Raw genomic sequence first — 14,532 nt, forward strand, 5'->3', positions numbered from 1 at the left:
TGAATCTCCTCCTTATTCCGCAGCTTGGGCCGAAGAACGCAGACGGCTGCGGGTTGGTGCGCCAATCCGGAAGCGTCGGTCGGTGAGACTGAGAATGCCGCCCAGAACCATGACCAGTCCGCCGACCCACATCCAGGGCACCAGCGGATTCCAATACAGCCGCGTCACATAGCCGTCGCCTTGCGGATCGCCGATGACGGCATACAGATCGCCGGTGACCATGGTGTAAATGTCAGCCTCGCTGGTCGGTCGCCCTTCGACCGGATAGATGCGCTTCTCTGGATAGAGCGTCACCACTTTGTCACCGTCGCGGCGCACGGTGAAAGTGCCCTGAGTAGCGGTATAGTTGGGACCGGGCACCGTGCGCGCCCCGTCGAGGGTGAATTCATAACCGCCAACCATGGCCACGTCGCCCGGCTGCATGGCCTGGATGCTTTCTTCCTTCCACAATCCGGCACCGGTCATCCCGGCAATGGTGATGGCAAGCCCAAAGTGGGTTACCGTCATGCCCCAGGCGGAACGCGGCATATGGATCATTTTCTTCACTTGCAGGCCGGTTCGATTGACGAATTCGATGATCGTGCCAACCGCCAGCCAGGCCGCCATGCCCAGACCGAGCATGGACATCAGGGTATCATCGCCGACCATCACTCCGGTGACGGCAACCACGATCACGGTAACGACCAGGGCCAGCCGCAATCGCTTCAAGGCGGGCATCAGATCGCCCCGCTTCCACGACAACATCGGCCCGATTCCCATGGCGGCGACCATCGGCACCATCAGCGGAATGAACACCGCGTTGAAGAACGGCGGTCCCACCGAGACCTTGTAGTCGAACACCTGGGCCATCAGCGGGAACAGGGTACCCAACAGCACCGCTCCGGCGGCGACGCTCATCAGCAGATTATTGAGCAACAGGCTTCCCTCGCGGGAAATGGGCTGGAACAGACCGCCCGCCTTCATGCCCGGTCCGCGCCAGGCAAACAGGGCCAGCGACCCGGCGACCGTGATCAGCAGCAGCCCGAGAATGAACACCCCGCGTTCCGGGTCGCTGGCAAAGGCATGCACCGAGGACAGCACGCCCGAGCGCACCAGGAAGGTACCGAGCAGACTGAAGCCGAAAGTAATGATGGCCAGGAAAATGGTCCAGGCCTTCAGGCCGTCGCGTTTCTCCACCACCATGGAGGAATGCAGCAGCGCAGTGCCCGCCAACCAGGGCATAAAGGACGCATTCTCCACCGGGTCCCAATACCACCAGCCGCCCCAGCCCAGTTCATAGTAGGCCCACCAGGAGCCCAGGCCGATGCCGATGGTCAGGAAAATCCAGGCAGCCAGGGTCCAAGGACGCACCCAGCGCGCCCAGGCGGCATCCACCCGGCCCTCGATCAGCGCCGCAATGGCGAACGAGAAGGCCATGGAAAAACCCACGTAGCCCAGATAGAGAAACGGCGGATGGAAAGCCAGCCCCGGGTCCTGCAACAGCGGGTTCAATCCCTGACCGTTGAACGGCGGCGGTACCAGCCGCTCGAAGGGATTGGAGGTGAACAGGATGAAGGCCAGAAAACCGACCGAGACCATGGCCTGCACCGACAGCGCCCGGGCCTTCAGTCCCGGCGGCAGGGCACGGCCAAAGGCGGCCACCGCCCCGCCGAACAGCGCCAGAATGGTCACCCAGAGCAGCATGGAGCCTTCGTGATTGCCCCACACACCGCTGATCTTGTACAGCATCGGCTTGTCCGTATGGGAGTTCTGGGCCACGTTGAGCACCGAGAAATCCGAGGTCACATAGGCATGGGTCAGGGCGGCAAAAGACACCAGGACCAACAGCAACTGGGTCAGCGCCGCCGGGGCGGCGATGGCCATCCAAGTGGCATTATTACGCTGCGCCCCGATCAGCGGCAGACTACCCTGCACCACGGCGACACAAAGGGCGAGAATCAGAGCGAAGTGACCGATTTCGGTAATCATGAATGGGACCCTTCAAGGTTTTCCAAGCGGACCTGAAACGGATTAATTGGCCGGAACGGCAGGCGGACCTTCGTGCTTCATGGCCCCTTTGATCTTGTCCCACTTGCCCGACGCCTTCAACGCCTCGGCCACTTCCGGCGGCATGTAGTTCTCATCGTGCTTGGCCAACACCTCTTCGGCGGTGAACAGGCCATCGGCCAGATAGCCCTCGGCGACCACGCCCTGACCCTCGCGGAACAGGTCGGGCAGAATGCCGTTATAGACCACCGGAATGGAGGAATTCAGATCGGTGACCCTGAAGGTCACATGGGTCACCCCCTCCTCGCGGACCACGCTGCCTTCCTCGACCAGCCCACCGAGACGCAGGCGGCGGTCACTGGGGAGTTCCTTCTCCGTCATTTGGGTCGGTGAATAGAAATAGACGATGCCGTCCTCGAAGGCCGATAGCATCAAACCGGCGGCGACAGCGACGGCGCTCAACCCGATCAGGACGAATGTCAAACGTTTGTGCTTACGCTTCACCCTCTGACTCTCCTTGTGCTTGAATCCTTACGGTTTGGCGCAGGGTCTCCAGGGTCGTTTCCTGGGTCCGCGCCGTCTTAATGCTCTGAATCAGCACGGCCACCAGAATCACCGCGGCCACCACATAACAGGGCCAGATATAGCCGCCATAGCCGCCCATCGCCGCCCAATCGAGAAATGATTGCATGCTCTTGATCCTCCGGCTTTATCCGTGCACCTGACGCAGGCGCAGCGCGCGCACCTTGCTGGCGGTGATCTCGGCCCGCATGCGCAACAGCAGCACGAACACATAATAGGCCTTGAAGGCCACCGCCATGATGAACAGCGGGATCAACATCGAGCCGTCGATGGCCGGCCCGCCCATTTTTACGACACTGGCGGGCTGATGCATGGTGTTCCACCAATCGACCGAAAACTTGATGATCGGCACGTTGATGATGCCGACCAGGGCCAGCACCGCGCCCGCCTTCATGCCCCGGGTCGGGTCGTCGAAGGCATAAATCAGCGCCATGTAGCCCAGATACAGGAACAGCAGCACCAGCTCGGCGGTCAGCCGGGCATCCCACACCCACCAGACCCCCCACATGGGCTTGCCCCAGAACGATCCGGTGATCAGGGTGATCAGGGTGAAGGCGGCACCGATAGGGGCGGTGGCCTTGGCCGCCACATCGCCCACCGGATGCTTCCAGATCGCCCCGACACCCGCCGAAACAGCCATCACCACATAGCAAAACAGCGACATCCAGGCGGCGGGCACATGCAGATACATGATTCGCACCGTTTCTCCCTGCTGATAATCGGGCGGAGAATCGATCAGCGCGTACCAGATCCCGGCAAGGGTGGTGAGCACGGCCACGACCGCCGTCCAGGGCAGCAAGACCTTGGACAGCTTCATGAACTGGTTGGGATTGGCGTACTTGTACATATGTCCTTCCTGTCGTCCGACCCGCCGGGGGCTTGGCGCGGGTTTCGAGTCATAGCCTCTTTGGGCCTTTGGTACCAGTCTTAGCCGACCAGGGTTGTTATTCCAATGCCTGACGCAAGGCCGCCGAGGCGGCGAACGGGGCCAGGGGAATGGAGACCACCAGCATGCCGGCCAGGATCAGCAATTGGGTCTTGGCTGCGAAACCGCCGACCACTGCATCAACCGCGCTGACACCAAAAATCAGCACCGGAATATACAACGGCAGCACCAACAGCGACAACAAGACCCCGCCCCGTCGCGCCCCGAGAATGAGCGCCGCGCCGATCGCGCCGATTAGACTGAGGGTCGGGGTGCCCAGCGCCAGGGCGGCCACCAGCACCCAGAATCCGGCTTCGTGCATGTTCAGCAAAACGGCCAGCAGCGGCGTGGCGATGATCAGCGGCAGGCCGGTGGTCAGCCAATGGGCGGTGATCTTGGCCAGGACGATGAATTCCAACGGAAGGGGCGAGGTGCCCAGCAATTCCAGTGAGCCGTCCTCGTAGTCGGTGAGGAACAGGCGCTCCAGGGACAACATGGAGGCCAGCAGCGCCGCCACCCAGATCACGCCGGGGGCGATGCGCGCCAGGATGTTGGGTTCCGGGCCGACGCCGAACGGAAACAGGATGCAGGTGAGGACAAAAAACATCACCACCATCATGCTGTCGGAGCCCTGACGCAGGGCCAGCCGCAGATCGCGTCGGACGATGATCCAGAATCCGCTCATGCCTCGGCTAACTCCTCGTCGTCCAGGTCCATGTGCCAGCCCGGGGCCAGACGGGCCGAAAACCGCGCCATATCGAGCACCGTGGCGTTTTCGAGTCCAATATCCTGATGGGTTGAGACGATGACGATACCGCCGCCCGCCCGATGGCTGGCGATGGATTTTTCCAGTTTGGCGATGGAGGCCTTGTCCAGGGCCGTGGTCGGTTCGTCGAGCAGCCACAGGGGGGCCGGCGCGGCGATGATGCGCGCTAGATTGGCCCGGCGCCGCTGTCCGGCCGATAGATAGCGTCCCGGCACATCGCGCAGATGGCCGATGTCGAACATGTCGAAGGCCATTTCGATGCGCGTTTCCACATCCCCAGGCGCGTTGCGCAAGGAGGCCCAGAAGGCGATATTCTCGCGCACCGTCAGCACCGGCTTGATGCAGTCGTGATGGCCCACATAGTGCAGGCGCCCATGATGCTCGTCCGGCTCGTCGTGCACCGACTCGCCGTTCCAGGCCAACATCCCGGCCGCCGGTTTGAGCAATCCGGCCAGCACCCGCAACAGGCTGGACTTGCCCGAGCCGTTGGGACCGATGAGCAGCAACCCGTCCCCCGCTTGCACGGCAAAGCGCAATTTGGCGAACACCAGGTTCTCGCCACGTATGCAGGTCAGGTCGGTGCCGGAAAACAGGGACATAGGGTCTCCAGGGATGGGCTGTCCGTCCGTATAGCAAAGGCCCCTCATTCCCCCAACTGAAAAAGCATAAAAACGAACGGCGACCGAGGCGGGGGGAACCTCGGCCGCCGAATAACTGGCAAAATAGCCAGCTTGGGGGCATGAGAGGAAGGGAACCTCCCAGAGGTAGGGTGGGAGGAGGATCTCTCAGTTCCCAATTCAAGCAGTTAAATGTGGCGGAAATGAGGAAGGATCGGGGCCAGACCGGGGCACCGTCATCATTAATTTCCCTTGTCAGGGAATTTTACTGCGCAATAATCACCTCCCGAGCCCCGCCTGACTCCGACCAACATCGAGAACCAGATGCTCAGAATATTCCTGCTGTCCGCCGTTTTGTTGATCCTGGCCGCCGCCCCCACCCGGGCAGGCGTGGACGATTTGATCGAGACCTTCAAGGCCTGGAGCGTCTTCGCCAGTGGCAGCGGCAAGGAAAAAGTCTGCTACATGGGCTCGGTGCCGAGCAAATCCGAAGGCGATTATGAAAAACGCGGCGATGTCCATGCCTGGGTGGCGCAACAGCCGGGGGACGACCAGTATGACGTGGTGCAGTTCGTGGCGGGCTACACCTTCAAGACCCGCAGCGAAGTGACGGTCACCATCGGCAACGATACCTTCACTTTGTTCACCGCCGACGATTCCGCCTGGGCGCGGGACGTCAAAACCGACCAGTCGCTGGTCCGGGCCATGCGCGCCGGGACCGAAATGGTGGTGCGCGGCATCTCCTCGCGCGGCACCGAGACGGTGGATACCTACTCCCTCAATGGCTTTACGGCGGCCCATATCGCCTCCAGGAAGGCCTGTGGATTGTAGGCTAGCGCTCCCTTTCTTCTTTTGACTCCTGCTGATCGGACGGCTTGCGCGCACGCGCCTCCCTGCCCTGCACAAAGAACCAGGCCAAGACGGAAACGACACCACTCAGGGCGACGGCTTCCAGATACTGCCCCTTGACGATGGGGACGGCCACGAGCCCGACCGCCACGGCGACGAGCAACAGGATCAGTGCCCGGCCTATCCACAACCTGTTCATATGCCCCCCCAATGCACAATGTGTCAGGTTGAGCTTTCAAGCAACAGGTGCTCCAATTGATCGGCAGGCATTGGTCGGGCGAGGTGGTACCCTTGCGCCGCCAGACACCCCGTCGCCTTGAGAAAGGCTTCCTGTTCCGCGGTTTCAACCCCTTCCGCCACCACATCCAGACGTAGGCTCTTGGCCAGGGTCACGATGGAACAGCAAATGGCCGCATCCTCGGTGGTGGTGGTCAGGTCGTAGACGAACGAGCGGTCGATCTTCAGGGTATTGATCGGGAAGCGCTTCAGGTAGTTGAACGAGGAATAGCCCGTCCCAAAGTCGTCGATGGCGATGGAAATGCCTTGTTGCTGCAAGCGCTGCATCACCGTGATGGCCTGTTCCACATCATGCATCAATATGCCTTCGGTGACCTCCAGCTCCAGCAAGTGGGGCGGCCAATCCCGGGCCGCGAGGGTTTCGAGAATCTGTGCGACGAGGCCGGGTTCGTACAACTGCTTGGCCGATAAATTAATGGAGAGCTTCAAATCCCGACCGAACCGGCTCCGCCACCCGCTGGCCTGACGGCAGGCTTCATCCAAGACCCATTGCCCGATGGCATGGATCAGCCCGGCCTCCTCCGCATGGGGGATGAATGCCGACGGCGGCGTCATCTCCTTGCCGAACCTCGGCCAACGAATCAGCGCCTCCATGCCGATCATGCCCCCGTCAGCGAGCCGGAAAATCGGCTGATAGTGGATTTGGAAGGTCTGCGATTCCAGGGCATCGTGAAGATCTCGAATCAGCGCCAGCCGATTCAAGGCGCTGGCGTTCATGTCCGGATGGAAAAATTTGAAGGTATTGCGGCCCGCCTGTTTCGCCTGATACATGGCAATATCGGCATGTTTGAAAATCGCGTCGACGCTGTCGCCGTCATTGGGATAGAAGGCGACGCCGATACTGCCGCCGATTCGAATCTCGCTGCCGTCAATGAACACCGGTTCTCTCAGGGCGGTCAGGATTTCCTCGGCCAGGGAGCCCACCTGATCCGGGTTGGCGATATCGCCCACCAGCATGGTGAACTCATCGCCACCCAACCGGGCGACGGTATCCGAGTTGCGGACCCGCTGCCGAAGACGGTTGGCCACCTCCATCAACAGGAGATCCCCACCGGCATGGCCCAGCAAGTCGTTGACGTCCTTGAACCCGTCCAGATCGAGATACAGAACGGCAAACGCCTGCCCGCGCCGCTTATCCTGGTTCAATTTTTGACGGATTTGATCGCGGAAGTGGACCCGGTTCGCCAGACCGGTCAGTTGATCGAAGTTGGCCTGGTTCCAGATGATCTGTTCGGCTCTTTTGCGCTCGGTGATATCGGAAAATACCGACACATACTGTTTGATCGCCCCTGAATCGTCCAAGATCGTATTGATGCTCATCCATTTCAGATAGGCCGCGCCGTCCTTGCGCCGATCCCAGATCTCGCCCTCCCAGCGCCCGGTTTCGGTCAACGACGTCCACATCTCCCGATAAAATGTCTTGTCATGGCGACCCGAGGAGAAAATTTTCGGGTTCTTGCCCACCACGTCCTCGAAGCTATAGCCGGTGATGCGGGTGGCCGCCGGATTGATTGAGATGATTCGATTGTCGGCATCGGAAACGACAACCGCCTGCTCGATGGAATCGAACACCAACTCTGACAGTTTCCGCTGATTTTCCTGGTGCAGTTTTTCGCTGATATCCTCGAAAAACACGAAAAACCGACCCCCATGAACCGGCGAATAGGAGGTCACCACCTCGACCGGCCACAGGCTGCCGTCCTTGCGCCGTTGCAGCTTACGGAAACGGTCGTAGCCAACGGTTTTGACATGCTCGATGCGTTGACGGGTTTCCTCCGGCGTTTCCATCGGATCCAGGTCAGGAATTGCCATGCCGCGCAGTTCCTCGCGGCTGTAGCCCGATTGTCGCGCGTAGGCGTCGTTGGCCTCCAACAGGTTGCCCTGCATGTCGAGCACCCAGAATCCCATGGCTGGCGTATTGATCGCCGCCTCGTAGGTCTGAAAACTTTCCCGGAGCTGGCTTTCCAGTTTCTTGCGTTCGGTCAAGTCGCGAACAATGGCGAAAAACACCGTATCACCGCCGACCTGGCAATGATGGCTGGTCAGTTCGACCGGCATCACCGTGCCGTCCTTGCGATAGTGGGCGGTCTCGAAGGTGGCCTGCCCGTTGGCGAGAATCTGGGCGAATCTCTGGGGCACCAGGGCGGCGTACTCCGGGGGATCCAGATCGGTGACCCGATATCCGATCATTTCTTCCCGCGTATAGCCCAGACGAAGATGAAAGGCCGGATTGCAGTCGAGAATCACCCCCTTGTCGTTGGCGACCATGACCCCATCCGCCATGGCATTGAACAGCACGTCGCGCAGTTCAGCATGGGAGTCCAGGATAAGCGGATGGGAAACAGACAGCACGCGGTGTCCCCCGGCGGGTAGACGTGGCCCACATTCATGAAAAGATTTCTGAGACTAAATATAGGTAAATCATGCCAATTGACAAGGCCTCGCAACTCCGGTCGCACGCGCAGCCCCTCAGCAAACCGTCAATACGCGCTCCAGATCCATATGCGCCTCCAGGTGGTCGGCCAGGGAATCCAGGGCCGTCTCGATGCTGTCGTCGAAGGACAGGGGCGAGGTTCGCCCGGGGTGCAGGTCGCCCAGGAAGGCGCGGCGATAGTCATCCTGGTTGAACAGACCATGCAGATAGCAGCCCGCCACCCGGCCATCGGCGGATTGCGCCCCTTCCGCCCGCCCGTCGTCGAGGGTCAGCAGGGGCCGCGCGGTATCCGGGCCGATGGTTTGGCCCAGATGCATCTCATAGCCGGAGAGCGCCGCGCCGTTCGGCGTGCGGCCACGCACCGAACGCAGCGCCTTGTCGCCGCCGATAACCGTCGTCACGTCGAGCCAACCCAACCCGTCGATTTCCCGCATCTCCCCTTCGCGCCCCTCCGGGTCGGTGATGCGTTTGCCCAGCATCTGATAGCCGCCGCAGATGCCGAGCAGCCGCCCGCCGCGCCGCAGATGGGCCGATATGTCGATATCCCAGCCCTGGGCGCGCAGAAACTGAAGGTCGGCAATGGTCGCCTTGGTGCCGGGCAGGATGATCAAATCCGCATCCCCGGGCAGTGCTTCGCCGGGGGCGATCAGACTCAGCCGAACGTCAGGCTCCGCCGCCAGCGGATCGAAATCATCGAAATTGGCAATACGCGACAGCCGTGGGATGGCGATATGAATCGTTCCTGCGCTCCGGGACGGCGGGGCATTGTCCAGCGCCATGGCATCTTCCTTGGGCAGCCGCGCCGCCGCGTGGAGAAAAGGCACGACGCCAAAACAGTCCAAGCCGGTCCGTTGGGCCATGATCTCGATAGCCGGGGTGAACAGACTCACATCGCCGCGAAAGCGGTTGATCACGTAACCCTTCAACAGGCGGCGTTCGGCCTCGGACAACAGAGCATGGGTACCGACTACCGAGGCAATCACTCCGCCTCGGTCGATATCGGCGACCAGCAGCACCGGCACATGTGCGGCCATGGCGAAACCCATATTGGCGATATCCGCCTCGCGCAGGTTGACCTCGGCGGCACTGCCCGCGCCTTCCACCAGCACCAGATCGGCCTCGGCAGACAAGTGGTGGAAGCTCGCCAACACCTGCGGCAGCAATTGCGGTTTCAGGGCGTGATAATCCCGCGCCGTGGCATTGCCCCAGACCTTGCCGTTGACCACCACCTGCGCCCCCACATCGGTTTGCGGCTTCAGCAGCACCGGGTTCATGCGGCTGTGCGGGGCGACGCCGCAAGCCCGCGCCTGCAACGCCTGGGCGCGACCGATCTCGCCGCCGTCGATGGTCACGGCGGCATTGTTGGACATGTTCTGCGGCTTGAACGGACGCACCACCAGACCCCGGCGGGTGAAGGCCCGGCACAGTCCGGCAGTGAGCAGCGACTTGCCCACGTCGGAACCGGTGCCTTGCAGCATCAGCGCCCGCAAGATCAGAATTCCACGCCCTGCTGGGCCTTGATACCCTGCTTGAAGGGATGCTTGATCAGCTTCATCTCGGTCACCAGATCCGCCGCCTCGATCAAGTCGTCGGGAGCACCGCGCCCGGTGATCACCACATGAGTGTCGGCGGGGCGGGCGGCCAGTACCGCCAACACCTCGGCCAGATCCACCAATTCGTATTTCAGCGCCACATTCAGTTCATCCAGCACCACCATGCGATAGGCCGGGTCGGAAATCATCTCCTGGGCCGCCGTCCAGGCCCGCGCCGCCGCCGCCAGATCGCGCTCGCGGTCCTGGGTCTCCCAGGTGAAGCCCTCGCCCATAGCCTTAAAGGTGACCTGCTCGCCGAAACTGTCGAACACCCGTCGTTCGGCGGTGTCCCAGGCGCCCTTGATGAACTGGATCACCCCGGCCTTCATGCCGTGACCGACACAGCGCAGCACCATGCCGAAAGCGGCGGAGGATTTGCCCTTGCCCGGTCCCGTATGGACGATCAGCAGGCCTTTCTCGCCGGTTTTTTTGGCCATCATTTTGTCGCGATTGGCCTTTTTCTTGGCCATCCGTTCGGCGTGTTCGGTCATCAATGTGCCTCCGCCCAAGTGGGCCCGGTGCCCGCATCCACCACCAGCGGCACGCTCAACTGCGCCGCCCCTTCCATCACCCGCCGCACCACCTGGGTGGCGGCTGCGGTTTCCGTCTCGGGCACTTCGAGCACCAACTCGTCATGCACCTGAAGCAGCATCTTGGTTTGTAATCCCGCCTCGGTCAGCGCCCCCGGCAGACGAATCATCGCCCGCTTGATGATATCGGCGGCCCCGCCCTGGATCGGCGCGTTGATCGCCGCCCGTTCGGCGAAGCCCCGGGCATTGGGGTTCTTTTCATTGATCCCGCGCACATGCACCCGGCGCCCGAACAAGGTCTCCACATAGCCATGGGTGGCAGCGAATTTCTTGGTGGCCTCCATATAGGCGCGGATGCCCGGATACTGCTTGAAATAGGCGTCGATATAGTCCTTGGCCTCGCCGTTGGAGATGCCCAACTGACGGGCCAGACCGAACGCCGAGATACCGTAGATAATGCCGAAATTGATCGCCTTGGCATTGCGCCGAATCATCGGGTCCATGCCCGCCACCGGCACCCCGAACACCTGCGAGGCGGTCAGGGCGTGGATATCCGTGCCCTCGTGGAAGGCCTGTTTGAGCGACCCGATATCCGCCACATGGGCCAGCAGCCGCAGTTCGATCTGTGAATAATCCGCCGACAGCAAGACATGGCCCGGCTCGGCGATGAAGGCCTTGCGCAGCTTGCGGCCCTCTTCGGTGCGGATCGGAATGTTCTGCAAATTGGGATCGCTGGACGACAGCCGTCCGGTGGCGGCGCCGGTTTGCAGGAAGCTGGTATGGACCCGCCCGGTGGCCGGATTGATCTGCTCCAACAAGGCGTCGGTGTAGGTGCTTTTCAACTTTGCCAGTTGCCGCCAGTCGAGCACCCGGGCCGGCAGGTCATGCCCGGCGGCGGCCAGATCGTCGAGCACCGAAGCTCCGGTCACATAGGCCCCGGTCTTGCCTTTTTTGCCCCCCGGCAGGCTCATTTCGTCGAACAGGATCTCGCCCAGCTGTTTCGGCGAACCCACATTGAACTCCCGCCCGGCCAGCCGATGGATCTCCAGTTCCAGGTCGCCCAGGCGGGCGCTGAAATCGGCTGACAGTTCCTTGAGCAGCGCCGCATCCACCCGTATCCCCTCGGCCTCCATGGTCCGCAGAACCGGCACCAGGGGCCGCTCCAGGGTCTCATAGACGGTACAGAGCTTTTCCGCCACCAGTCGCGGCTTGAGCAGTTGATGCAGGCGCAGGGTGACGTCGGCATCCTCGGCGGCGTAGTCCAGGGCCTCGTCCAGGGGCACCCGGTCGAAGGTGATCTGCTTCTTGCCGCTTCCCGCCACTTCGGAGAATTTGATGGTTTGCAGCCCCAGATGCAATTGCGCCAGTTCGTCCATGCCGTGGCCGTGCAGGCCGCCTTCGAGCACAAAGGACAGCAGCATGGTATCGTCGAAGGGGGCGATATCCACGCCGTGGCGATGCAGAATCTGCATGTCGTATTTCAGATTCTGGCCGATCTTAAGCACCGCCGGATCTTCCAGCAACGGCTTGAGCAGGGCCAGGGCCTCGGGCAGTGGGATTTGATCGGGCAGGGTCGCCGGACCGCTCTCGCTGAACAAATCGTTCTGATCCTCCGCCGCGCGATGGGCCAGCGGGATGTAGCAGGCGCGACCGGGGGCCAGGGCCAGCGAGACCCCGACCAGTTCGGCACGCAGGGGATCAAGGCCGGTAGTCTCGGTGTCCACCGCCAGAAATCCCTGCATTGTGGCGGTCTCCACCCAGTCGCGCAGATGATCCAGGTCGCGCACCAGTTCGTAATCCCGCGCCGCCTGGGTGGCCTCGGCGGCGGCGTCCCGCTCCATGTCGCCATTGGCGGTCAGACGGCCCTCGATCTTGGCCATCAGGGACTTGAAATTCTGCTCCTGGATGAACCCCAGCAGGCGGTGGGGATCGGGCCGTTTGACCACGAAATCACTCAGCGGCCGGGGCACCGGCACGTCATCGCGCAGGGTCACCAGTTGCCGCGAAATGCGCGCCCGGTCGGCCTGGGTGGTCAATTTTTCCCGGCGCTTGGGTTGCTTGATCTCCCCCGCCCGGTCGAGCAGGGTTTCCAAATCACCATATTCGAGGATCAACTGTGCCGCCGTCTTGATGCCGATGCCTTCGACTCCGGGCACGTTGTCCGAGGAATCCCCGGCCAGGGCCTGCACCTCGACCACCTTTTCCGGACCAACGCCGAACTTTTCGCGCACCTGTTCCGGGCCGATGACGCGGTTTTTCATGGCGTCATACATGGTCACCCGGTCGCCGACCAACTGCATCAGATCCTTGTCCGAGGAGACGATGGTCACGTCGGCCCCCTCGGCCACGGCGAGCCGGGCATAGGTGGCGATGATGTCGTCGGCCTCGAAACCCTCGTGATCGACCGCCGGGACGTTGAACGCCTCGACCAACTGCCGAATCAAATCGAACTGCGGGACCAGTTCCTCGGGCGGCGGCGGGCGATGGGCCTTGTAGTCGGGATAGATGTCGCTGCGAAAGGTCTTGCGGGCCTTATCAAAAATAATCGCGATATGGTCGGCGTCGGTATCGTCGAGCAGCTTCATCAACATGGTGGCGAAGCCGTAGACCGCATTGACCGGCGTGCCGTCGTTGCGAGTCATCATCGGCAGGCCGTGAAAGGCCCGGAAAATGAAGCCGGAGCCGTCGACCAGAAAGACGTGCTTGGGGGGGGAACCGGTCATCGGCGGGATCAATGTCCGCCCGACTTGGCCCCGGCCTTGAGCACGAAATGATGGGAGCAGTAGGGACACACGGCCTGGCCATGCTCATCCAGGTGCAGATAAACGGCGGGATGGCCCAAGGCCCCGCCGCCGCCGTTGCAGGTGGTGACCTGGGATGTGACCTCGGTGGCATGGGTGGCGGTATTGTTGATGCTCATGGGGGATTCCTTCGAACGCGAACGTTGACCGGCGCAATGGCGGGATGATACCGATTGCCGCCCGACAATCAACCGGTTCCGACTCCATGAGCGCTTTTGCCGCCCCACCCGACAACGCCATCGAGACCATTGACCTGTGCAAAACCTATAAGGCCAAGGGCAAAGCCCCCAAGCCTGCGTTGGATCATGTCTCGCTGACCATTCCCCGGGGCTCGTTTTTCGGCCTGTTGGGACCCAACGGGGCGGGCAAATCGACCCTGATCAATATTCTGGCCGGGTTGGTGCTGCGGACCTCCGGCGAGGCGCGCATCTGGGGGCACCATATCGAGACCGAGATGCGCGCCGCCCGGTCGGCCATCGGCATCGTGCCGCAGGAACTGAACATCGACCCGTTTTTCAGCCCCCGCGAGTTGCTCGATCTCTATGCCGGGCTCTATGGGGTGCCGAAGAAGCAGCGCCGCACCCTGGAAATTCTGGAAACCGTGGGCCTCGCCGACAAGGCCGACGCCTATGCCCGCACCCTGTCCGGCGGCATGCGCCGACGGCTATTGGTGGCCAAGGCGATGGTTCACAGCCCGCCGATCCTGGTGCTCGACGAACCCACCGCCGGGGTCGACGTACAACTGCGCCAACAGCTCTGGGCGACCATCAAGCGGCTGAATCAGCAAGGCACCACCATCCTGCTCACCACCCATTATCTGGAAGAGGCGGAAAATCTTTGCGACCGCATCGCGGTGATTGATCGCGGCAAGCTGATCGCCTGCGAATCCACCGCTGATCTGCTCAAGCGCATGGACGCCAAGCAACTGACGGTGACCCTGGCCGACGACCTCGCCACCCTGCCCGACAGTCTGGCCGCGTATCACGTGGAGCAGACCGCCCCCAACCGGCTGTTGTTTTCCTATCCGCCGAGCACCACCAACGGCGGCCAGATCCTGGAATCCATCCGTCAGGCCGGGCTGACGGTGGTCGATCTGTCGACCCACGAGGCGGACCTGGAGGATATTTTCCTCAGCCTCACCGGCGGCGATTGA

The 14,532-nt window shown here is 62.0% G+C and carries 14 protein-coding genes; 2 read left to right on the forward strand and 12 right to left on the reverse strand.

What is annotated here, in order from left to right; all coding sequences use genetic code 11:
- Nucleotides 1-12: 12 nt before the first annotated feature.
- The 6 genes from ACYQ1P_RS04510 to ccmA form a co-directional block, all read right to left on the reverse strand.
- Nucleotides 13-1,968, reverse strand: a complete 1,956-nt coding sequence (locus ACYQ1P_RS04510; RefSeq protein WP_460019152.1) for a heme lyase CcmF/NrfE family subunit — start codon at nucleotides 1,966-1,968, stop codon at nucleotides 13-15.
- A 42-nt stretch (nucleotides 1,969-2,010) separates the two neighbouring features.
- Nucleotides 2,011-2,490, reverse strand: a complete 480-nt coding sequence (gene ccmE / locus ACYQ1P_RS04515) for a cytochrome c maturation protein CcmE (RefSeq protein ID WP_460019153.1) — start codon at nucleotides 2,488-2,490, stop codon at nucleotides 2,011-2,013.
- The gene (gene ccmD / locus ACYQ1P_RS04520; RefSeq protein WP_460019154.1) at nucleotides 2,480-2,677 is read right to left on the reverse strand and encodes a heme exporter protein CcmD; all 198 of its coding nucleotides are present in this window, start codon (nucleotides 2,675-2,677) and stop codon (nucleotides 2,480-2,482) included. Before ccmD ends, ccmE begins: the two co-directional genes overlap by 11 nt.
- Before the next feature lie 18 nt (nucleotides 2,678-2,695).
- On the reverse strand, nucleotides 2,696-3,415 hold the full coding sequence (locus ACYQ1P_RS04525; RefSeq protein WP_460019155.1) for a heme ABC transporter permease: 720 nt from the start codon (nucleotides 3,413-3,415) through the stop codon (nucleotides 2,696-2,698).
- Between the two features lie 97 nt (nucleotides 3,416-3,512).
- On the reverse strand, nucleotides 3,513-4,178 hold the full coding sequence (gene ccmB, locus ACYQ1P_RS04530; protein ID WP_460019156.1) for a heme exporter protein CcmB: 666 nt from the start codon (nucleotides 4,176-4,178) through the stop codon (nucleotides 3,513-3,515).
- Nucleotides 4,175-4,906, reverse strand: a complete 732-nt coding sequence (ccmA, locus tag ACYQ1P_RS04535) for a heme ABC exporter ATP-binding protein CcmA (RefSeq protein WP_460019157.1) — start codon at nucleotides 4,904-4,906, stop codon at nucleotides 4,175-4,177. The genes ccmB and ccmA overlap by 4 nt, the downstream gene beginning before the upstream one ends.
- Nucleotides 4,907-5,200: 294 nt before the next feature.
- Here ccmA and ACYQ1P_RS04540 point away from each other — a divergent pair, with 294 nt between their 5' ends.
- Nucleotides 5,201-5,707, forward strand: coding sequence for an invasion associated locus B family protein (locus ACYQ1P_RS04540; protein ID WP_460019158.1), 507 nt, complete (start codon nucleotides 5,201-5,203; stop codon nucleotides 5,705-5,707).
- 1 nt (nucleotide 5,708) lies between these two features.
- Here the strand turns inward: ACYQ1P_RS04540 and ACYQ1P_RS04545 are convergent, their stop codons facing one another.
- The 6 genes from ACYQ1P_RS04545 to ACYQ1P_RS04570 all read right to left on the reverse strand — a co-directional run bounded on the left by ACYQ1P_RS04545 (nucleotide 5,709) and on the right by ACYQ1P_RS04570 (nucleotide 13,498).
- Nucleotides 5,709-5,924, reverse strand: coding sequence for a hypothetical protein (locus ACYQ1P_RS04545; RefSeq protein WP_460019159.1), 216 nt, complete (start codon nucleotides 5,922-5,924; stop codon nucleotides 5,709-5,711).
- 23 nt (nucleotides 5,925-5,947) lie between these two features.
- On the reverse strand, nucleotides 5,948-8,374 hold the full coding sequence (locus tag ACYQ1P_RS04550) for a sensor domain-containing protein (protein ID WP_460019160.1): 2,427 nt from the start codon (nucleotides 8,372-8,374) through the stop codon (nucleotides 5,948-5,950).
- Nucleotides 8,375-8,491: 117 nt separating this feature from the next.
- The gene (locus ACYQ1P_RS04555) at nucleotides 8,492-9,934 is read right to left on the reverse strand and encodes a cobyric acid synthase (protein WP_460020132.1); all 1,443 of its coding nucleotides are present in this window, start codon (nucleotides 9,932-9,934) and stop codon (nucleotides 8,492-8,494) included.
- A 14-nt stretch (nucleotides 9,935-9,948) separates the two neighbouring features.
- Nucleotides 9,949-10,539 carry a cob(I)yrinic acid a,c-diamide adenosyltransferase gene (gene cobO, locus ACYQ1P_RS04560; protein WP_460019161.1) on the reverse strand — a complete coding sequence of 197 codons (591 nt, stop codon included), beginning with the start codon at nucleotides 10,537-10,539 and terminating at the stop codon, nucleotides 9,949-9,951.
- Nucleotides 10,539-13,301 (reverse strand): DNA polymerase I, encoded by a 2,763-nt coding sequence (gene polA, locus ACYQ1P_RS04565; protein ID WP_460019162.1) that lies wholly within the window; start codon nucleotides 13,299-13,301, stop codon nucleotides 10,539-10,541. Before polA ends, cobO begins: the two co-directional genes overlap by 1 nt.
- A gap of 8 nt (nucleotides 13,302-13,309) precedes the next feature.
- The gene (locus ACYQ1P_RS04570; RefSeq protein WP_460019163.1) at nucleotides 13,310-13,498 is read right to left on the reverse strand and encodes a zinc-finger domain-containing protein; all 189 of its coding nucleotides are present in this window, start codon (nucleotides 13,496-13,498) and stop codon (nucleotides 13,310-13,312) included.
- Between the two features lie 86 nt (nucleotides 13,499-13,584).
- Between ACYQ1P_RS04570 and ACYQ1P_RS04575 the strand changes: the two genes are divergently transcribed.
- A complete protein-coding gene (locus ACYQ1P_RS04575; protein WP_460019164.1) occupies nucleotides 13,585-14,532 on the forward strand; it encodes an ABC transporter ATP-binding protein in 948 nt (315 codons plus the stop codon).

The sequence above is a fragment of the Magnetospira thiophila genome (assembly GCF_054657015.1).